21 protein-coding genes are annotated in these 18,924 nt (G+C 64.2%); all 21 read left to right on the forward strand.

The window, feature by feature from the left end:
• Positions 1-511 precede the first annotated feature (511 nt).
• A complete protein-coding gene (locus ABIE56_RS19765; protein ID WP_429245521.1) occupies positions 512-1,930 on the forward strand; it encodes a flagellin in 1,419 nt (472 codons plus the stop codon).
• A 140-nt stretch (positions 1,931-2,070) separates the two neighbouring features.
• On the forward strand, positions 2,071-3,432 hold the full coding sequence (gene fliD / locus ABIE56_RS19770; RefSeq protein WP_429245522.1) for a flagellar filament capping protein FliD: 1,362 nt from the start codon (positions 2,071-2,073) through the stop codon (positions 3,430-3,432).
• A gap of 20 nt (positions 3,433-3,452) precedes the next feature.
• A complete protein-coding gene (gene fliS / locus ABIE56_RS19775; protein ID WP_429245523.1) occupies positions 3,453-3,869 on the forward strand; it encodes a flagellar export chaperone FliS in 417 nt (138 codons plus the stop codon).
• Positions 3,866-4,162, forward strand: a complete 297-nt coding sequence (locus ABIE56_RS19780; protein WP_429245524.1) for a flagellar protein FliT — start codon at positions 3,866-3,868, stop codon at positions 4,160-4,162. The genes fliS and ABIE56_RS19780 overlap by 4 nt, the downstream gene beginning before the upstream one ends.
• A 23-nt stretch (positions 4,163-4,185) precedes the next feature.
• Positions 4,186-4,746 (forward strand): PilZ domain-containing protein, encoded by a 561-nt coding sequence (locus ABIE56_RS19785; protein WP_429245525.1) that lies wholly within the window; start codon positions 4,186-4,188, stop codon positions 4,744-4,746.
• A 285-nt stretch (positions 4,747-5,031) separates the two neighbouring features.
• The gene (locus ABIE56_RS19790) at positions 5,032-6,447 is read left to right on the forward strand and encodes a sigma-54 dependent transcriptional regulator (RefSeq protein WP_429245526.1); all 1,416 of its coding nucleotides are present in this window, start codon (positions 5,032-5,034) and stop codon (positions 6,445-6,447) included.
• 69 nt (positions 6,448-6,516) lie between these two features.
• The gene (fliE, locus tag ABIE56_RS19795; RefSeq protein ID WP_247428853.1) at positions 6,517-6,846 is read left to right on the forward strand and encodes a flagellar hook-basal body complex protein FliE; all 330 of its coding nucleotides are present in this window, start codon (positions 6,517-6,519) and stop codon (positions 6,844-6,846) included.
• Positions 6,847-6,882: 36 nt separating this feature from the next.
• The gene (fliF, locus tag ABIE56_RS19800) at positions 6,883-8,592 is read left to right on the forward strand and encodes a flagellar basal-body MS-ring/collar protein FliF (protein ID WP_429245527.1); all 1,710 of its coding nucleotides are present in this window, start codon (positions 6,883-6,885) and stop codon (positions 8,590-8,592) included.
• Positions 8,593-8,605: 13 nt separating this feature from the next.
• On the forward strand, positions 8,606-9,595 hold the full coding sequence (gene fliG / locus ABIE56_RS19805) for a flagellar motor switch protein FliG (protein WP_247436858.1): 990 nt from the start codon (positions 8,606-8,608) through the stop codon (positions 9,593-9,595).
• On the forward strand, positions 9,595-10,272 hold the full coding sequence (locus ABIE56_RS19810) for a FliH/SctL family protein (RefSeq protein WP_429245528.1): 678 nt from the start codon (positions 9,595-9,597) through the stop codon (positions 10,270-10,272). Before fliG ends, ABIE56_RS19810 begins: the two co-directional genes overlap by 1 nt.
• Positions 10,269-11,630: a flagellar protein export ATPase FliI gene (gene fliI / locus ABIE56_RS19815; RefSeq protein WP_429245529.1), complete on the forward strand. Its 1,362-nt coding sequence runs from the start codon at positions 10,269-10,271 to the stop codon at positions 11,628-11,630. Before ABIE56_RS19810 ends, fliI begins: the two co-directional genes overlap by 4 nt.
• Positions 11,630-12,064 (forward strand): flagellar export protein FliJ, encoded by a 435-nt coding sequence (gene fliJ, locus ABIE56_RS19820; protein ID WP_429245530.1) that lies wholly within the window; start codon positions 11,630-11,632, stop codon positions 12,062-12,064. The genes fliI and fliJ overlap by 1 nt, the downstream gene beginning before the upstream one ends.
• A gap of 49 nt (positions 12,065-12,113) precedes the next feature.
• Positions 12,114-13,286 carry a flagellar hook-length control protein FliK gene (locus ABIE56_RS19825; protein WP_429245531.1) on the forward strand — a complete coding sequence of 391 codons (1,173 nt, stop codon included), beginning with the start codon at positions 12,114-12,116 and terminating at the stop codon, positions 13,284-13,286.
• Between the two features lie 201 nt (positions 13,287-13,487).
• A complete protein-coding gene (locus ABIE56_RS19830; protein WP_429245532.1) occupies positions 13,488-13,979 on the forward strand; it encodes a flagellar basal body-associated FliL family protein in 492 nt (163 codons plus the stop codon).
• 16 nt (positions 13,980-13,995) lie between these two features.
• On the forward strand, positions 13,996-15,012 hold the full coding sequence (gene fliM, locus ABIE56_RS19835) for a flagellar motor switch protein FliM (RefSeq protein WP_429245533.1): 1,017 nt from the start codon (positions 13,996-13,998) through the stop codon (positions 15,010-15,012).
• 269 nt (positions 15,013-15,281) lie between these two features.
• Positions 15,282-15,557 (forward strand): flagellar motor switch protein FliN, encoded by a 276-nt coding sequence (fliN, locus tag ABIE56_RS19840; protein ID WP_211352790.1) that lies wholly within the window; start codon positions 15,282-15,284, stop codon positions 15,555-15,557.
• A gap of 9 nt (positions 15,558-15,566) precedes the next feature.
• Positions 15,567-15,992, forward strand: a complete 426-nt coding sequence (gene fliO, locus ABIE56_RS19845; RefSeq protein ID WP_429245534.1) for a flagellar biosynthetic protein FliO — start codon at positions 15,567-15,569, stop codon at positions 15,990-15,992.
• On the forward strand, positions 15,989-16,738 hold the full coding sequence (gene fliP / locus ABIE56_RS19850; protein WP_429245535.1) for a flagellar type III secretion system pore protein FliP: 750 nt from the start codon (positions 15,989-15,991) through the stop codon (positions 16,736-16,738). Before fliO ends, fliP begins: the two co-directional genes overlap by 4 nt.
• Positions 16,735-17,004: a flagellar biosynthesis protein FliQ gene (gene fliQ / locus ABIE56_RS19855; protein ID WP_429245536.1), complete on the forward strand. Its 270-nt coding sequence runs from the start codon at positions 16,735-16,737 to the stop codon at positions 17,002-17,004. The genes fliP and fliQ overlap by 4 nt, the downstream gene beginning before the upstream one ends.
• Positions 17,004-17,771, forward strand: coding sequence for a flagellar biosynthetic protein FliR (gene fliR / locus ABIE56_RS19860; RefSeq protein ID WP_429245537.1), 768 nt, complete (start codon positions 17,004-17,006; stop codon positions 17,769-17,771). Before fliQ ends, fliR begins: the two co-directional genes overlap by 1 nt.
• 3 nt (positions 17,772-17,774) lie before the next feature.
• Positions 17,775-18,920: a flagellar biosynthesis protein FlhB gene (gene flhB / locus ABIE56_RS19865; RefSeq protein ID WP_429245538.1), complete on the forward strand. Its 1,146-nt coding sequence runs from the start codon at positions 17,775-17,777 to the stop codon at positions 18,918-18,920.
• Positions 18,921-18,924: the final 4 nt, after the last annotated feature.

The following is an 18,924-nucleotide window of genomic DNA, read 5'->3' on the forward strand; positions in this document are numbered from 1 at the left end:
CCGCGCTGGGTTGTGGCTCCCGTCTCGCGGTTCTGCGCTCGTTCCCCGGCCCGGCCCCCGCCCCCCCCCCCCCGCCCCCCCCCCCCCCCCCCCCCCCCCCCCCCCCCCGCTCCTACACGGTCCCGAAGGCAGAGCGCACAGACGTTCGCCAAGGATGGATTTGCCGGGCGGTTGCCACCACGCCACGGTTTCTTGCGACACATTGGGTTGACCTTTTCCACCAACGGCACGGTTGCCGGCCAGGAGCCTCTGGCCGGATTTCCACACAAGGAAGCGAAAAATGGCCCTAAACCCCGGCACGAAAGTGCCGATACCTCCCTCGACAGTGGCTGGGCAGAGCTCCTTTCACCGCCCCGTCAAAAAATAACTGTTGACAGGTAGAAAAAGTTCTCAAGTTTCCTCCCGGCGTGCCGTAAACCTCTCTGAGGCGGAAGGCTTCCCTATCGGAACCCCGCCGGAATACGCCGCACCTACTCCGGCAATTCGGTTCCGCTACCAAAGGATCAAAACGATGTCTCTGACCATCAACACCAACATCATGTCGCTGAATGCCCAGCGCAACCTGACGACCTCGCAGAACAAGCTGTCTTCGGCTATCGAGCGCCTGTCGTCGGGTAACCGCATCAACAGCGCCAAGGACGACGCCGCGGGCATGGCGATCTCCACCCGCATGACCACCCAGATCAACGGCCTGACCCAGGCGCAGCGCAATGCCAACGACGGCATCTCGCTCGCCCAGACGACCGAATCGGCGCTGGACGAAGTCACGAACAACCTGCAGCGCATCCGCGAGCTGGCCGTTCAGTCGACCAACGCCTCGAACTCGGCCTCTGACCGCGCCGCGCTGGACGCCGAAGTGCAGCAGCGTCTGTCGGAAGTCACCCGTATCGCCACGCAGACCAACTTCAACGGCATGAAGGTGCTGGACGGTTCGGCCAAGAGCCTGAGCTTCCAGGTCGGCGCCAACGTCGGTGAAGTCATCAACGTCGGCCTGAACCAGGGCATGAAGGCTAGCCAGCTTGGCGGCCTGAACGAAGGTTCGATCGGCGGTTTCGATCCGGCCACGGCCACGACGACCTCGTCGGTCACGCTCGCCGCCACGGCTGATCCGGCTGCCGCGCTGAAGCTGAACGTGAATGGCAAGGACATCAACGTCGCTGCCGCGGCTGGCCGCAATCAGGCAGATTACCTCACCGCCGTGAACTCGGCGCTGAGCACCGCTGGGATCGGTGCGACCGCCACTGTCGTCGGCGGTAACCTGACCTTGACGGCCAACACGGCTGGCACCGCCGGTAACCTGACCGTTGCCGACGCTGACGATGGCGCCGCCGCCACGGTCGTTGCGGGCGTCACGAAGGGTGATGTTGCTCCGGTCACCATCGGCGATGTCACCCTGAAAGTGGGCGACAATGCTTCGTTCAGCCTCTCGGGCACCTACAAGTCCTCGCAGGACCTGGCCGATGCCATCAACGCCCAGTCGGGCGAGGGCATCAATGCCTACGTGGGCTCTGACGGCGCCGTGAAGTTCGCCTCCGCTTCGACTGTCACCATCGGCGGCACGACGGCCGACCTGACCGCCGCTGGCCTGACCGCTGGCACGGCGGCCGCTTCGACCGCAACGCTTGCTGATTCCAGCGTCAAGACGGTGGACGGTGCGAACGAGACGATTGCCCGCATCGACGCCGCCCTGCAGTCGGTTTCCGACCTGCGCTCGGACCTCGGCGCGGTGCAGAACCGCTTCGATTCGACCATCTCCAACCTGTCGAACATCTCGCAGAACCTGACCTCGTCGAAGTCGGCCATTACCGACGCCGACTTCGCCCAGGAAACCGCGAACATGTCCTCGGCGCAGATTCTGCAGCAGGCCGGTGTCTCGGTGCTCGCCCAGGCCAACCAGTCGCAGCAGATCGTTACCAAGCTCCTCCAGTAATTCCGGAAGGGCACTACCGGCCCCGGGGCAATCCCGGGTTTGGCAGGGTAATTGCTTAGTTGTCCGCGGCTGGCGCTTTTCAGGCGCCAGCCGTCGACAAATTGGCGCCCGGGCAGTGAGGCGTCTTCAAGGAGAGCTTCATGGCCAGCAGCACCAGCAGCATCACCCTCGGCTCCAGTTCCATCGACGTCGCCAGCCTCGTTTCCAACCTGGTCGCCGCCAAGCGCGCCGATAAGGACAAACAGCTTTCTGACGCCGTTACTGCCAATACCACGCAGATTTCCGCGATCGGCAACTTCACCTCGTCCTTGACGAGCTTGCAGGCGGCAATCAAGAGCCTTTCGACGTCTACGGCGTTTACGACGCAGAAAACGTCGGTCGGTGACTCCACGATTCTAGGTGTGACGGCCGATTCTGACGCCACACCCAACAACTACGATATTGTCGTTTCGAAACTGGCGAGCGCCCAGAAGACCACGTCGCAGGCTTATTCAAGCTCCACGGCCGCCGTGGGCACGGGCACCCTGAACATTGCCATCGGCGACAAGTCGATGAGTATTGATGTTGCGTCGGGCGCCAACACCCTTCAGAACATACGCGATCAGATCAATAAGTCGGCGGATAACCCGGGCGTTACGGCCAGTATCGTTACCGGCGCGGATGGCGCGCATCTGGTCCTCACCTCTTCCTCCACCGGTAAGGCAAACGCCTTCACGGTCACCAGCAGTGGTGGCGATGGCGGCCTGGCCGGGCTCAACTTTGACCCGGCTACCGGCACGCCCACTACGGTGGCCCAGGATGCCGAATACACAGTCGACGGCACTAAGGTCACCAGTGCCTCGAATACGGATGCTACTGCGATTGACGGGGTCACGTTGACCCTGTCAAAGGTGGGCGAAAGCACGGTCTCGATCGCGAATGACACCTCGGCCGTGACGACAGCGGTGCAGAACCTGGTCACCGCGTACAACTCGTTCGTCTCCACCTACCAGTCGCTTACCAAGTACGACTCGACGAATAACGAGGTCGGCGCCCTGATCGGCGACGCCACGGTCACGTCGATCAAAAGCCAGATCACCAGCCTGCTCGGCTCGCAGTCCGCGGCGGCCGGGGCCGGCCCGAAGTCCCTCAGTGACCTCGGTGTTTCGTTCCAGACAGACGGCACGCTCGCGTTCGATTCGACCAAGCTCACGAAGGTCATGGCGACGAATCCCAAGGAAACGGCGGCGCTGGTCGGTGGCAGCACAGGCATCGCGGGCAAGCTCGATACGCTGATCACGAACTGGACGTCGTCGTCGGGCATCCTGACTCAGCGCACGAACAACCTGAACGATAAGGCAAAAGACCTTACCCAGCAGCAGACCGATTACGACACGCAGATGACGGCGTACACGGCCCGCCTGACCACGCAGTACACCGCGCTGGACACCTTGATGACCAAGTTGCAGAGCACCAGCAGCTACCTCACCCAGCAGTTCGACGCACTCACCAATAAGAGCTGACGGCGGACAGGACGATAGATATGGCACTTGGCTATTCCCAGGGCGCTGGCGCCTACCAGCAGATTCGTACCGGCGGCGGCCTCGAGCAGGCCGATCCGCACGGTCTGATCACCCTTCTCATGGATGGCGCTCTCGAGCGTATCCGCCTCGCCGTGGCCTGCATCGCCACGGGCAACATTGCATCGCGTGGCGAAGCCATTTCCAAGGCCATTAACATCATTGGTGGCCTGCAGGACAGCCTTAACCATGAGGTTCAAAGCCCGTTGGTCGGCCGCCTCGAGGCGCTGTACGACTACATGAATCGCAGGCTTTTGCACGCAAACCTCAATGCCGATACCGAGGCGCTGGAAGAAGTAGCTGGTTTACTTGGCCAGATCCGCGATAGCTGGGTTGCCATTCCGGCAGAGGCTCGCCAGGTGGCGGGAGCTGGAGCGTGACCGCCACTGCGTTCTGCGATATCGATCAGGTGCTCGCCCTCACAGAGGCCATGCACGCTGCCGCTGTCGAAGGCCGTTGGGACGACCTCACCGGTCTGGCGGCAGAGCGCGAGCCGGTGCTGTACGCCGGGGCCATGCGTCCTGCGCCGGAAACGCTCGAATCGCTCAAGTCCATCATGCTGATGGATAACCTCATCAAGGACCTGGTCTCCGCAGCCCGCGATGAGACCGCCCTGGCTCTTGATAATGGCCGCCGCGTCCGCCGCGCCGTCGCTGCGTATACTTCGTTCTGATCTTCCCAAACGGGGGCGGGCCCATGAGCGAAGAAGCGTGGAAGGGATTTTCCGAGCGGGTGACCTGGGACGGGCGCTTTCACGCCACGTGTGAGCCTGCCGCGCCCCCAGCCGCGGCCGCACTGGCTTCGATCAACGACCGAAACGCCAACGTCCTGGTGGCCGTCGCTGCCCTGATGGACCGCCGCGTGGATACCGGCGAGGACGATAACGCCCTCAGCCAGGAGGTGGCCCGGCTGGATGCCAAGCTCAACGTCCTGATGGAGATCGTCAACCGCCTGTTATTGCCCCAGTCGGCCCTGCCGCCGCGTATTTCCCTGCGCTTCAACGGCCTTGGGGCCGTCCTGCCCTGGGAAGGGTTGCCGCCGGTCGGGCAGCCGGTCTTGCTGAAGCTCCACTTCGACGTGGTGAGGGCACTTCCCCTCGAGCTGCCGGGCGTCCGCCAGGCCGGGCCGTTGGACGGCAAGGGCTTCGTGGCCTTCGAGGGGCTCTCCGAGCCGGTCCGTGACGAGATAGAAAGGCTGGTTTTTCGGCAGCATCGCCGCCAGGTGGCCGAGGCCAGGGCTCACGCGACCCAAGGGTGACCTTTTACGTCACGTGACGTAAGAACGTCGCGTGTCTTCCTGCGTCACATTCGTGACGCGTGTCGTCAGCATTGACACTGACGCTCACTTTCGCGTTTTCACACGTTGCCGAAAAGGTTTTACCTACACGGCCAGAGTGCGTTCCCTGACACGGTTTTCAGCCATCTTCCGTCGGAATTCCGACGTTGGCACGCTCCTTGATTGATACCTTGCAACGAAGGCGACGGGATTCCAGCACGGACCCGCCCAGGGGCCTTCGATTCTTCTCTACGCGAGGTATATCCGGTGAAGTCGTCCAACTTTCTCGTCGTCGAATCCGACCCGTCCCGCGCCGATGCCATCGGCTCCGCGCTGGCCTTCCTCGGTTACCGCCCTGTCCTTGCCAGCCGTATGCACACGGCTGAAGCCGGTGACGCGTGGCGCGGGGCCTACGTGGGTACGGTCGATGACGAGGCGGAGTTGGAAGGCTTCCTCGCGCCGCTGGGCCGCCAGGGGCGTGACCTGCCGATGCTGGTGGCGGCCGACTCGCCGATCGCCACCTCGCTGATCGCCGATGACACCAACCAGAATGTCGAACTGATCGACATGCCGCTGCGCTACGAGCGCCTCTCCGAGGCCCTGCGCAGCCTGCAGTCACGCATGCAGCCCATTGCTTCCAACCTGCGCTTCGTGGGCCAGTCCGGCCCCATGCAGCGGGTGAACTCGCTTATCCGCCAGGTGGCCCCGTTCGATTCCAGCGTACTGGTGCTGGGCGAATCCGGCAGCGGCAAGGAACTGGTCGCCCGTACTATCCACGATTGCTCGCCGCGCCGTGACAAGCCGTTCGTCGCCATCAACTGTGGCGCCATCCCGGCCGAGCTGCTGGAGAGCGAACTGTTCGGTCACGAGAAGGGTGCGTTCACCGGTGCCATCAGCTCGCGCAAGGGCCGCTTCGAACTGGCCGAGGGCGGCACGCTGTTCCTGGACGAAATCGGCGACATGAGCCTGCCGATGCAGGTGAAGCTGCTGCGCGTGCTCCAGGAGCGTGTGTTCGAGCGCGTTGGCGGCAATCGGGCGCAGCGCTGCGATGTCCGCATCATCGCCGCTACGCACCGTGATCTCGAGGGCTCGATCGAACGCGGTACCTTCCGCGAAGACCTGTTCTACCGCCTGTCGGTGTTCCCGCTGGAAATGCCGCCGCTGCGTCAGCGCCTGGAAGACCTGCCGGCCCTTATTGCCGAATTCAACCAGCGCCTGGTCCAGCGTGGCCTGTCGTCGGTGCGCTTCACCCCGAGCGCCATGAATGCGCTTTGCCAGCACCCGTGGCCGGGTAACGTGCGCGAGCTGTCGAACTTGGTCGAGCGCATGGCCATCCTCATGCCCCAGGGCGAAGTGCGTGCCGCCGATCTGCCGGAAAAGTACCGCGGTGCCACGCCGGTTGAGGAAGTATCGGGGGCGGCCCTCATCGCCATGATGGAAGCCGAGCCGGAGATCACCGAAACGTTCCGTTTCGGCGGTGAAGGCGACCCGTCGGTACTGCCGCAGGGCGGTCTCGACCTGAAGGACCATCTTGCCGGCATCGAAATCGGCCTGATCCGCCAGGCGCTCGATTCCGCCAACGGCGTGGTGGCGCATGCCGCCAAGCTGCTCCGCGTCCAGCGCACCACGCTGGTGGAGAAGCTGCGCAAGTACGGCCTGTCCGAGGCCGCGCAGGCGGGTTAAACCATCCCGTCTGTTGGCATGGGTCGTGCTTGAAGTGTCGGTAAGACGATTACGCGTTGGAAAACCGTCATGACCACGATCGACGTCAACAGCCTCCTGCTCCAGATGCGCCGCATCAGCGCGCAGACGGAGATGCCCGCAATCCGTGGCGTGGGCGAAGCCGCACCGGCCCAGAAGGGCGCGTTCGGCGATCTGCTTAAGCAATCGATCAACAGCGTGAACGAAACGCAGCAGAAGGCGGGTCAGCTTTCCGCCGCGTTCGAGCGTGGCGACCCCGGCATCGATCTCGCCCAGGTCATGATCCAGGGCCAGAAAGCCGATCTCTCGTTCCGCGCCATGACTGAGGTGCGCAACAAGATGGTCGATGCGTACAAAGAAATCATGAACATGTCGATCTGATCGACGTGCCACGAATCACAGGACTGAATCCACACCATGGCTGATAACGGCGTCGCCAATACGGACACCAGCTCGGCATCGCGCATGCACTCGCTGAAGTCGCTCGCGCAGACGCCGGCCGCGCGCCAGCTGTTCATGCTTGCAGGTATCGCAGGTGCGGTGGCTATCGGCATCGCCGCGGTCATGTGGTCGCGTGCACCGAACTACGGGCTGCTTTACGGTGGCCTGGAGCAGAAAGATGCCGCCGCCGTTACCCAGGCGCTGCAGACGCAAAACGAGCCGTATACGCTCAGCACCGATGGCAGCTCCATCTTCGTGCCGGCCGCCGATGTGGCCGCCGTGCGCCTGAAACTCGCGGGCCAGGGCCTGCCGCAGGGCACCGCCAACGCGCAGCCGCAGGCCGATTCGCCGTTTGGCATGAGCGACATGGCCGAGCGCTCGCACTACCAGTCCGCGCTCGAGGCCGATCTCGGCAGCACGATTGCCGGCTTGCAGTCGGTGCGTGCCGCGCGCGTACATCTGGCCCTGCCGAAGCCGTCCGCCTTCATCCGCGACAACAAGCCGGCCAGCGCATCGGTCGTGGTCACGCTGTACCCGGGCCGTACCCTCGACCAGGGCCAGGTAGCGGCGATCGTGCACCTCGTCGCAGCCAGCGTGCCGGAGCTCGATACGCGCAACGTCTCGGTCATCGACCAGGGCGGCAGCCTGCTCACCCAGAACGACCCGGATAGCCCGGCCGCCATCGGCGATAACCGCCTGCGCCTGTCCAACCGTATCGAAGCGACCTATACGCAGCGGGTCGAAGACCTGCTGGCGCCGCTCGTCGGTGCTGGCAAGGTCCGGGCCCAGGTGTTCGCCGATCTCGACTTCTCCTCTACCGAGAAGGCCAGCGAAACGTTCAACCACGATAATCCGGCGCTGCGCAGTGAGCAGACCAGCAGCGATATGCGCACCGATCCGGCTGCTAACGGTGGTGTGCCAGGTGCGCTGAGCAACCAGCCGCCCAACGCCGGTGGCAACCCGACCGCTGCGAATCCGAACGCCGGCAAACCCGGCACGCCGGGCCAGGCGGCCAGCACGCAGACCTCCCAGACGCCGACCCAGAAGACCGAGAACGCCACCCGCAACTACGAGCTGGACCGTACGGTCAGCCACGTGACGGATCCCGCCGGCAAGGTCGCCCGCCTCACCGTCGCGGTGGTGGTCGATAACAAGACCGTGCCAGACAAGGATGGCAAGACAAAAAGCGTACCGTTCACGCCGGAAGAGCTGCAGCGGCTCACCGAACTTACCAAGAACGCGGTGGGCTTCAGCACCGAGCGCGGCGATAGTGTCAGTGTCATCAACGAACCGTTCCACGGCGTCGCCGCGGAAGATGCGCCGCAGAGCCCCGCGTTCTGGGAACGCCCGGGCATGCTCGATCTGATCAAGCAGGGCCTGGGTGTCATGGTGGCCCTGATCGTTGGCTTCTTCGTGCTGCGCCCCATGCTGAAGGGCCTGCTGAAGCCGGCCCCGTCAACGGAGCAGGGCATGGCCCTCGCCGGCCCCATGCCTACGGTTTCGGTCATGGTCGATGATGACGACATGTCGCCGGATCGTTCGCACATCGCTTCCCAGGTCCAGCTTGGCGCACCGGCGCTGCTGGCATATGAACAAAAAGTCGGCCTTGCCAAGCGGATGGCGGCCGAGAATCCGAAGCAGGTAGCGCAGGTCGTGAAGAGCTGGGTATCCGACGATGGCGGCTGAGTCGAAAGAAGCCCTGACGGGCGCGCAAAAGGCCGCGATCCTTCTTCTCACCCTGGGTGAGGAGGACGCCGCCAACATCCTCAAGCATCTCGGTGCGCGTGATGTGCAGGCGGTGGGTACCGCCATGGCGCAGCTGAAGAACGTCTCGAAGGAGCAGGTCGAGGTTGTCCTTACCAAACTGCAGGAAGATGTGGGCCAGCACACGGCCATCGGCGTGGGCACCGAGGATTACATTCGCCGCATTCTTGTGAACGCCCTGGGCGAAAACAAGGCAGGTGGCCTCATCGATCGCATTCTGCTGGGCCGTAGCAGCAAGGGCCTGGAATCGTTGAAGTGGATGGAAAGCCGCGCTATCGGCGAGATGATCAGCCAGGAACACCCGCAGATCATCGCGCTAGTGCTCGCGCATCTCGAGCCGGACCAGGCCGCGGAAGTGATTGGCTACCTGCCGGCACGCACGCGCAGCGACGTGGTGATGCGTATCGCCACGCTCGATGGCGTGCAGCCGCATGCGTTGAACGAACTCGATGAGATCATGGAGCGTCAGTTCTCGGGCAACTCCAATAAGCTGAAGTCGGCGACGGTTGGTGGCCTCAAGGCCGCGGCGGATATCCTCAACGCGATGGAAACATCGCGCGAGGCCGAGTTGATGAGCTCCATCCGTGGCATCGATACTGGCCTGGGCGATCGCATCGAAGAGCTCATGTTCGTCTTTGATGACCTGGCTGAACTCGACGACCGCAGCATGCAGGTACTCCTGCGTGAAGTGCCGTCGGCGCGCCTCATTACCGCGCTGAAGGGTGCGGATGCCGCCATTCGCGAGAAGATCTTCGCCAACATGTCCAAGCGCGCCGCCGATATGCTGCGCGACGACCTGGAAGTGAAGGGCCCCGTACGCCTATCCGAAGTGGATGCGGCGCAGAAAGAAGTGCTGGCTACCGCGCGCCGCCTGGCTGACGCGGGCCAGATCAATCTCGCCGGTGGCGGGGAAGAGTTCGTCTGATGAGCCTCACCTCCATCCTCTCCCGCGAGCGCGTCGATCAGTTCGAACGCTGGGAACTGCCGATCGTCGGTGGTTCCCCGGTGCAGCATGTGGACGAGGTGGAAGAGGACGATGCTCCCCATCGGCCGACGGTCGCGGAAATCGAAGCCATTGAGCGCCAGGCGCGTGAAGAGGGCTTCAATGCCGGCCTGAATGAAGGCCGGGCGATGGCAAAGCGCGAACTTGCCTCGCAGGTGGCGCGCCTTGATGCGCTGTTTGCCGCGGTGGAGCGTCCATTCGCTGAACTGGACAGTGACGTGGCGGGTGATCTGGCGGCGCTGGCCACCCTTATCGCTGAGCGCGTGTTGGGCTACGAGATCGCCTCGCGCCCCGAAAAAATCCTTGATGTGGTGCACCAAGCCGTCGATGTGCTGCCGGCCGGCTCGCGCCACCTTAAAATCCACTTGAACCCGGCCGATGCCGCGCTGGTTCGCGAGCACCGCGCCTCGGTGGACCACGAGGGCAGCATCGTCGACGATGTGGCGCTTGAGCGCGGCGACGTTCGCCTGGAAAGCGAGCATTCGCGGCTCGATGCCCGCGTACGTACGCGCCTGGCCGCCGTCATCGATAGCGTCCTTATCGCCCCGCCGGTGGATGAAAGTGAGATCGACGGGGCTGGCGAGGCCGCCACGCCGTGAACGCCGATAACCATAAAGCGAACCGCACCGCGCACTGGCGCGACGCGCTTGCGGTACAGCGCGCCAACGTGGAGCGAGTGCGCCCGCTGCAAGCCGAGGGGAAGCTGCGCCGCGTGGTGGGGCTTACGCTCGAAGCGGTCGGTTGCGAGGCGCCGGTTGGTTCGCGCTGCATGGTGTCGGGTGCGGATGGCAAGCAGCTGGAAACCGAAGTGGTCGGCTTCTCCGATGGCCGCCTGTTACTCATGCCGACAGGCGAAATGCACGGCGTGCTGCCCAATGCACGGGTCACCCCGGTCGCGTCGGTCTCCGGTATTCCCGTGGGTGATTCGCTGCTGGGTCGCGTTATCGGGCCCGATGGCGTGCCGCTGGATGGCCTGGGTCCGCTCCTGGCACGCGACCGTGCGCCGTTGCGCCGCGATCCGATCAACCCGATGCTTCGGCAGCCCATCGATACGCCGTTGGATACCGGTGTTCGCGCGATCAATTCATTGCTCACAGTAGGTCGTGGCCAGCGTATCGGCCTGTTCGCGGGCTCCGGCGTGGGTAAATCCACCCTGATGGGCATGATGACGCGCTTCACCAACGCCGATGTGGTGGTGGTGGGGCTGATCGGCGAGCGTGGCCGCGAAGTCAAGGAATTCGTTGACCACACGCTGGGCGAAGAAGGGCGCCGTCGCGCCGTGGTGATTGCCGCCCCTGCCGATGCGCCGCCTCTCTCGCGCTTGCGTGGTGCGCAGGTGGCCACTGCCGTCGCCGAGCATTTCCGCGACCAGGGCCTGAAGGTCCTGTTACTGATGGATTCGCTGACCCGCTACGCCCAGGCGCAGCGCGAGATTGCGCTCGCGATCGGTGAGCCGCCGGCGACCAAGGGTTACCCACCGTCGGTGTTCGCCATGCTGCCGGCGCTGGTGGAACGTGCGGGCAACGATGCCGAGGGGCGCGGTTCCATCACGGCGTTCTACACGGTCCTTACCGAGGGTGATGATTACCGTCACGATCCCATCGCCGATTCCGCTCGTGCCATCCTCGATGGCCACATCGTCCTGTCGCGCGACCTGGCCGAGGCAGGGCATTACCCGGCCATCGATATCGAAGCCTCGATCAGCCGTGTCATGCATTCGGTGGTGAGCAAGGATCACATGCGTGCGGCACAGCGCTTCCGCCAGGTGTACTCCGCGTACCGCCAGCAGCGTGACCTGATTGCCGTAGGCGCCTACAAGCAGGGCAGCGATCCCCGTACCGACGAGGCCATCGCGCTTTATCCCAAGCTATCGGCCTTCCTCCAGCAGGAAACCGATGTTCCCGTATTCCTCGACGAGGCCGAAGCCGGGCTCGTCGACGCCGCCAGGGCCGGCTGATGCCCTCACGCGCCGATCGCCTCCAGCCGGTCGTGGATCTTGCCGCCGAAAAGGCGGAGGAGGCCACGCGGGCGCTTGCGGTGCAACAACGCGCCGTCGCCGATGCGGAACAACAGCTGGTTGAACTTCGCCGCTACCGCAACGAATACGCGGAGATGCCCTCGGGCATCGGTGTGGCGGAGCTCCTGAATCGCCAGCAGTTCCTGCAGAAGATTGATATGGCCATCGTGCAGCAGTTGGGTGAGGTGCAGCGCCGCGAGCGCGCCCTCGAGCGCGCGCGTGGCGATTGGGCCGAAGCGCGCGGCCGTGCGAAGGCGCTGGATTCGGTCACCGCCAAGTATCGCGAGCAGGAACGCAAAACCCAGGACCGTCGCGAGCAGGAACAAGCCGACGAACGGTCCCAATACCGCCGAACCCCAAGGCGCGAGGCATGACGTGCGCAACGCCACGCCTCCCGTCGATCGACCCTATCGAGCCAAACGCATGAACAACGCCTCGCTTCTCCTCAACGCGGCCCGCCCGCCGGCTACCACGCACGCCTCGTCGCCCACGCCAGCGTCGAGCCAGGCGGCGTCCACCGGCGATACGTCGAGCGCGCGGTCGGGGTTCGACCATGCCCTGGATGCGGCACGGGCCGATGCGCACAAGCAGGCGGATGCCCATAAGCCCACCGATGCGCACAAGCCCGCCGAGTCCCGGCGCGATTCGGATACGAAGACAACGACCAAAGCGCCTGCGGACAAATCGACAAGCAAGGCTTCCGACGCGAAGAAAGACGACACCACGGCCGACAAGGACGACGACGCCGACAAGAAGGACGACACCAAGGCCGATGGCGATACGTCGCTGGCGTCTTCGATGCTAGCGCTCATTGGCGTGCCCGCGCAGGTGACCCAGGTAGCGGCGGCAGCGCTTGGCGCCGCCAAGGGCGTCGCCACGGGTAACCCCGCCGAGGCTCTTGCCGCGCTTACGGGGGGCAAGGGTGATCCCGCCGATGCGGCTGCTGCAGCGAAGGACGGTGGCCTCAACGCGTTGCCCGCTACCACCGCCGCAGCAGCGGGTGATGCGGCGGCGCTCACGGCCTCGCCGTTTGCCACGTTGCTGGCCTCCGAGGGTGCCGCCGCGCACGCAGGCAAGGATGACGCCAAGGGTGTGGACCTGACGACCATGAGCCCCATACCGCTTGCGCATTCGGCGCCCGCGGGCCAGGCGAGTGGTCCGGTGCAGTTGCAGGCCACCCAGGCGGCGACGTCCCCGCAGTTCACTCAGGAACTGGGCGAGCAGATCGCCTGGATGAGCTCCGCGGCCGGCGGCGTGAAGGAAGCCCGCATCAAGCTGCACCCGGAAGAGTTGGGTAGCATGGATGTGCGTGTGAACGTCGATGGCGGCAAAGTGAACGTCGCGATCATGGCGCAGCATCCGGCCGCAGTTCACGCCGTGCAGCAGACGCTCTCGAACCTGGATGCCATGCTGGCGCACCATGGCCTTTCGCTCGGCAACGCCGAGGTGAACCAGGGTGGCGCCCAGCAGAACAACAGTGGCAACCAGGGCCAGGGGCAGGGCGGTAACGCAGGCCAGTCCGATGGCAACGCCGATACGCTGGTCACCGCGTCCACGTCACGCGTGTCGCGCGGGTTGGTCGACGAGGTGGCATGAGTGATTGTCGTGACGTAATGACGTCACGCGTCAATTTTCCGCCAAGCGGGTCGCATGCTGTCCCTGGCCGAAAACCGCTCGAAATGTGGTGTTCGTGAGGCCTGCACCTACTGGGCGTCATGGCACGCCGCTTGCAACAATACCTGCGGGGCCTTCTGGGCCAGCCACACATCGCATCCGCATCAATGAGGTTTCACCCGCATGGCCACGGCAAAGAAAGAAGGCGAAGAAGGTAAGAAGAAGGGCAAGGGCAAGCTGCTGGTGATTGCCGCGCTCGTCGTGCTCGCCGCCGGTGGCGGTGGGGCCTTCTTCATGCTGAAGGGCGGCCACCCGAAGAGCGCGGAACAGGCCGCCGCGGATGCCGCCAAGACCAAGCCTGCCGTTTACCTGCAGCTGGATCCCGCCTTCGTGGTCAACTTTCAGGACGAGGCCGCGCTGCGCTTCCTGCAGGTGGGCGTCAACGTGATGTCCCACGACCCCGAAGCGATCGCTGCCGCGAAAGAAGCCGATCCGGAGATTCGCAACGCCCTGCTCATGCTGTTCTCGGCGCAGGATGTGAAATCGCTCTCCGATGTGAAGGGCAAGCAGAAGCTGCAGGCCGCCGCGCTGGCGGAAGTGCAGCGCGTGCTGAAGGAAAAGATCGGCCGCCCAGGCGTCGATGCCCTGTATTTCACCAGCTTCATCATGCAGTGACGGGAGCCGTCCAGCCATGAGCGATATCCTCACCCAGGAAGAAATCGATGCCCTGCTGGCGGGCGTGGAGGGCGGCGCCGTTGAAACGGAGCTCGAGCCGCCACCGCCGCCGGGCTCGATACTCGACTACGACTTCACCCAGCAGGACCGCATCGTCCGCGGCCGCCTGCCGACCCTGGAAATGGTCAACGACCGTTTCGCCCGCTATTTCCGCGCCAACCTGTTCAACGTGCTGCGCAAGTCGTGCGAAGTTTCGGTGCTGGGCGTGAAGATGACCAAGTTCAACGAGTACGTCCATTCGCTGGCCGTGCCGAGCAACCTGAACCTGGTGCGCATCAAGCCCCTGCGTGGTACCGCACTCATGGTCTTCGAGCCGCGCCTGGTCTTCACGGTGATCGATAACTTCTTCGGTGGCGATGGCCGCTTCCACGCCCGTATTGAGGGCCGTGACTTCACGCCCACCGAAAACCGCGTCATCCAGATCGTGCTGGCAGAGGCGTTTGGCGCCATGGCCGAGGCCTGGGCGCCCGTGCTCAAGATGCAGTTCGAGTTCCTGAATTCCGAGATCAATCCGCAGTTCGCCAACATCGTCAGCCCCACGGAAACCGTGGTGGTCTCGCGCTTCCACGTGGAGCTGGATGGTGGCGGCGGTGAAATTCACCTCACCCTGCCGTATTCGATGGTGGAGCCCATTCGTGAGCTGCTCGATGCGGGCGTCCAGAGCGACCGCGCCGAACGCGACGAGCGCTGGATCCAGAACCTGCACGAGGAAATCCTCGATGCCGAGGTGGAGGTCACCTCCATGCTGGCCGAGGCTCGCCTGACCATTGGCGATTTCCTGCACCTGCGCAAGGGCGACATCATCCCCATCAGCATGCCGGACCTGGCGACGGTGTTTGCCGAAGACGTGCCGATCTTCCGCGGCCGCATGGCCAACGCGGCCGGCAACAAGGCGGTGCAGTTCGAGTCGCACATGCGCCGCCCGTCGATCAAGCCATCGGTCGCGGTGCCCGCGGCCGCCGAGCCGGCGTGACCGGTGGGTTTTTACGACGTCAACTGACCGTCACGGTGACTAACTGCCGTCGAGCGTCAGGTTTCCGCCGTGACCTGCATTCGGCCGAATATGTACCTCCGATAAGCCGCTGAAATAGCAAGATAATCCGTCGTTCCGCCACGTGCCAAAAGCATGGCACGCCGTTTGCTTCCATGGGTAAGTCATCCCAGCAACGCACCGGATACTCGGACATGAACGAACCCACCATCCTCGAACCCGTCGACGGCGCCGCCGATCTCACCAAGAACATGGGCCTGGGCAGCGACGTCAACCTCGATGTCATCCTCGATGTGCCGGTCACCATGGCCATGGAAGTAGGCCGCACCAAGATCAGCATCCGTAACCTGCTCCAGCTCAACCAGGGCTCTGTGGTCGAACTCGACCGCGCCGCTGGTGAGCCGCTCGATGTCTTCGTGAACGGCACGCTCGTCGCCCACGGCGAGGTGGTGGTGATCAACGAAAAGTTCGGCATCCGCCTGACCGACGTGATCAGCCCGGCCGAACGCGTCCGCAAGCTCCGCTGAGGGCCGCCCATGCGCCGCATTGCCGCTGCCCTTACGGGCGGCTTCCTCCCTTGCGCCCTGTTGGCGGCCCCGGTCGCCCCGGTGGCGGCCGCGCCGGCGGTGGATTCGGGCGCGGAACTGGTTCGCGTCCTGATCAGCCTGCTGGGCGTCGTGGCGCTCATCTTCTTCGTCGGCTGGCTAAGCCGCCGTGCCCAGGCGCGTATTCGCCCGGGTGGCCGGAAGATTCGCGTGATCGAATCCATGCCGGTGGGCATCAAGGAGAAGGTGATGCTGATCGAGGTGGGTGGCACCCAGCTGCTGGTGGGCGCCTCGCCCACGGGTGGCCTGCGCACGCTGCACGTGCTCGATACCCCGGTGCAGGAAGACGCTACGCCGCAGGACGGCCAGGCGATCCGCGGTTTCCGCGACATCCTTTCCCAGTGGAAGCGTCCATGAAGTACCTGAAGTGGGGGCTGTTGCTGCTCCTCCTCCTTGCCCCGTTCGCCGCGTTCGCGGCCGAGCCGCCGGGCATCCCACTGGTGAACGTGCAGCCGGGCGCCAATGGCGGCCAGCAGTGGTCGCTGTCCATCCAGATGCTGGCGCTGATGACCGCGCTGACGGTCCTCCCGGCGATCCTGCTGATGATGACCTCGTTCACCCGCATCATCATCGTGCTGGGCTTCCTGCGCCAGGCGCTGGGCACCAACAGCACGCCGCCGAACCAGGTGATTCTGGGCCTGTCGTTGTTCCTCACCCTGTTCGTGATGTCGCCGGTGCTGAACAAGGCCTACGACGCCGGCCTGAAGCCGTACATGGATGGCCAGATGAGTGTTCAGGACGCGCTGCCCGCCGCGGCGGCGCCGTTCAAGCACTTCATGCTCGAACAGACCCGTGAGCCCGACCTGCAGCTGTTCACCAAGCTGGCCGGCGAGCAGCCGTACGCCGACAAGGAAGCCGTGCCTTACCGCGTGGCGCTGCCCGCGTTCGTCACCAGCGAGCTGAAGACCGCGTTCCAGATGGGCTTCCTGCTGTTCATCCCGTTCCTGATCATCGATCTGGTCGTCGCCTCCGTGCTCATGTCCATGGGCATGATGATGGTCTCGCCCATGATCATCTCGCTGCCGTTCAAGATCATGCTTTTCGTGCTGGTCGACGGCTGGACCTTGCTGCTTGGCACCCTGGCGGGGAGCTTCTTCCAGTGACGCCCGAATCGGTCATCAACTTCGGCCAGCAGGCCCTGCACATCGCCATGCTGATCGGCGCGCCGCTGCTGCTCACCGCGCTGGCGGTGGGCCTCATCATCGGCATGGTGCAGGCCGCCACGCAGATCAACGAGCAGACCCTGAGCTTCATCCCGAAGCTGATCTGCATGGCGCTCGTCGCCATCATCACCGGCCCGTGGATGCTGCGCACCATGGTCGATTTCACCCGCACGCTCATCGAAAACCTGCCCCAGGCGGTGCGTTGATGCCACTGGAGCTCGGCCAGCTCGAAGGTTGGGTGGGTAGCGCGTGCTGGGCGATGGCGCGTATTTCCGGCCTGATGCTCGTGGCACCCGTGCTCGGCTCCAACATGATCCCGACCCGGATCCGGCTGGGCCTCACCATCATGCTCACCATCGTGCTGGCGCCGCTGGCCCCGCTGGATATCCGCCCACTCTCGGCGGCCGGTGTCGCGACGCTGGCCCAGCAGATCCTGATCGGCGGCGCGCTGGGCTTTATCCTGAAGCTGGTCTTTGAAGCGGTTTCGTTCGGTGGCCAGTACGTCTCGCAGGCCATGAGCCTTGGCTTCGCCGAGGTGGTGAACCCTGGCGTGGGCGGTACTACGCCTGTGCTCAGCCAGTTCTACACCATGCTGGTCACCCTGTTGTTCCTGGTGATGAACGGCCACCTGCAGCTGATCGACCTGCTGGCGGAAAGCTTCCGCAGCATGCCGGTGGGCCAGGATGGCATCGGCACGAACGGCCTGTGGGGCGTGCTCACGTTTGCTACCCACCTGTTCGCCGGTGCCGTTCGGGTAGCGTTGCCCGCGCTCACGGCACTGTTGATCGTGAACCTGGGCTTCGGCGCCATCAGCCGCTCGGCGCCCTCAATGAATCTTTTCGCGGTCGGCTTCCCGATCACCATCTGCCTCGGTCTGATCGCTGTCTGGCTTGCCCTACGTGGCCTGCCCAGCGCCTTCGATTCGCTCACCACGGATGCATGGGAAACCATGCGCCAGCTCATCGGGAGGTAAGCCGTGAGCGAAGGTGCGGATAAGGAAGACAAAACCGAAGCCCCTAGTGATAAACGGCTGCGTGAGTCACGTGAAAAAGGCGAACTTCCGCGCTCCCGGGAGCTTTCCACCGCCATCGTGGTGTTCGCGGGCGTGGCCATGCTCATCGCCTCGCACGCCCAGATGGCCACCCACGCCGCCAATATCATGCGGGTAGGCCTGAACTACGGCCGCGAGGACCTGTTCGCGGCCAACGGGCTGGAGCGCGCCCTCATGACCTGCGTGATGGAAGCCTTGCGCATGCTGGGGCCGCTATTCGCCGTGACGGTCGCTGCGTCGGTGGCCGCGCCGGCGCTCATGGGCGGCCTGAATTTCTCATTCGAGGCGCTTGCGCCCAAGTTTGATCGGCTCGATCCCATCCAGGGCTTCTCCCGGCTGGTCTCGAAGAATGGCCTGGTCGAGCTGGGCAAATCCCTGCTGAAGCTGCTGCTGATCGGTGGTGCGCTGGCCTGGTACCTGCGTAAGAGCACGTTGGAAATGTATGCCGTGGGCTCGGGGCCGGTCGAGGAGGGCATCGCCCACGCTTTCAGCATGTTCGGTAGCGCATCGCTCATCTTCGCGATCGCGATGGGCGCCATCGGCCTGGTGGATGCGCCGTGGCAGAAGTACAGCTTCATGTCGAAGATGAAGATGACCAAGCAGGAAGTGAAGGACGAGCACAAGGAAAACGAAGGCTCACCTGAGCTGAAGTCAAAAATCCGCCAGATGCAGCACCAGATGGCCCGCCGCCGCATGATGGAAGACGTGCCCACGGCTGATGTCATCATCGCCAACCCGACGCACTTCTCGGTGGCCCTTAAATACGACGAAAACCGCATGGGAGCGCCGCGCGTGGTGGCCAAGGGCATGGACGTGATTGCCCTGCAGATCCGGCAATTGGGCACCGATTCGAAGGTGCCGGTGGTGGAAGCGGCCCCGTTGGCACGAGCCTTGTATCACACGACGGAAATCGGACGCGAAATCCCCTCGGCCCTGTACGTGGCCGTGGCCCAGATCCTGGCCTACGTGTTCCGGTTGAAGCAGGCGATCGCCACCGGCGATCTCCCGCCTGATATGCCCCAGCAGGATATCGATCCGGAGCTGATGGGCCCCTACCGCATGGATAAGTGATTAC

The sequence above is a fragment of the Luteibacter sp. 621 genome (genome assembly GCF_050435445.1).
In the GTDB taxonomy this organism is placed as follows: domain Bacteria; phylum Pseudomonadota; class Gammaproteobacteria; order Xanthomonadales; family Rhodanobacteraceae; genus Luteibacter.

What these genes read in the sequence shown, in the direction of transcription:
- ABIE56_RS19765 (WP_429245521.1), top strand. Translation starts at nt 512, where the DNA reads ATGTCTCTGACCATCAACACCAACATCATGTCGCTGAATGCCCAGCGC.
- ABIE56_RS19825 (WP_429245531.1), top strand. Translation starts at nt 12,114, where the DNA reads ATGAACAACGCCTCGCTTCTCCTCAACGCGGCCCGCCCGCCGGCTACC.
- fliD (WP_429245522.1), top strand. Translation starts at nt 2,071, where the DNA reads ATGGCCAGCAGCACCAGCAGCATCACCCTCGGCTCCAGTTCCATCGAC.
- ABIE56_RS19830 (WP_429245532.1), top strand. Translation starts at nt 13,488, where the DNA reads ATGGCCACGGCAAAGAAAGAAGGCGAAGAAGGTAAGAAGAAGGGCAAG.
- ABIE56_RS19785 (WP_429245525.1), top strand. Translation starts at nt 4,186, where the DNA reads ATGAGCGAAGAAGCGTGGAAGGGATTTTCCGAGCGGGTGACCTGGGAC.
- fliM (WP_429245533.1), top strand. Translation starts at nt 13,996, where the DNA reads ATGAGCGATATCCTCACCCAGGAAGAAATCGATGCCCTGCTGGCGGGC.
- fliJ (WP_429245530.1), top strand. Translation starts at nt 11,630, where the DNA reads ATGCCCTCACGCGCCGATCGCCTCCAGCCGGTCGTGGATCTTGCCGCC.
- fliN (WP_211352790.1), top strand. Translation starts at nt 15,282, where the DNA reads ATGGGCCTGGGCAGCGACGTCAACCTCGATGTCATCCTCGATGTGCCG.
- fliP (WP_429245535.1), top strand. Translation starts at nt 15,989, where the DNA reads ATGAAGTACCTGAAGTGGGGGCTGTTGCTGCTCCTCCTCCTTGCCCCG.
- fliE (WP_247428853.1), top strand. Translation starts at nt 6,517, where the DNA reads ATGACCACGATCGACGTCAACAGCCTCCTGCTCCAGATGCGCCGCATC.
- ABIE56_RS19810 (WP_429245528.1), top strand. Translation starts at nt 9,595, where the DNA reads ATGAGCCTCACCTCCATCCTCTCCCGCGAGCGCGTCGATCAGTTCGAA.
- fliF (WP_429245527.1), top strand. Translation starts at nt 6,883, where the DNA reads ATGGCTGATAACGGCGTCGCCAATACGGACACCAGCTCGGCATCGCGC.
- fliS (WP_429245523.1), top strand. Translation starts at nt 3,453, where the DNA reads ATGGCACTTGGCTATTCCCAGGGCGCTGGCGCCTACCAGCAGATTCGT.
- fliR (WP_429245537.1), top strand. Translation starts at nt 17,004, where the DNA reads ATGCCACTGGAGCTCGGCCAGCTCGAAGGTTGGGTGGGTAGCGCGTGC.
- fliO (WP_429245534.1), top strand. Translation starts at nt 15,567, where the DNA reads ATGCGCCGCATTGCCGCTGCCCTTACGGGCGGCTTCCTCCCTTGCGCC.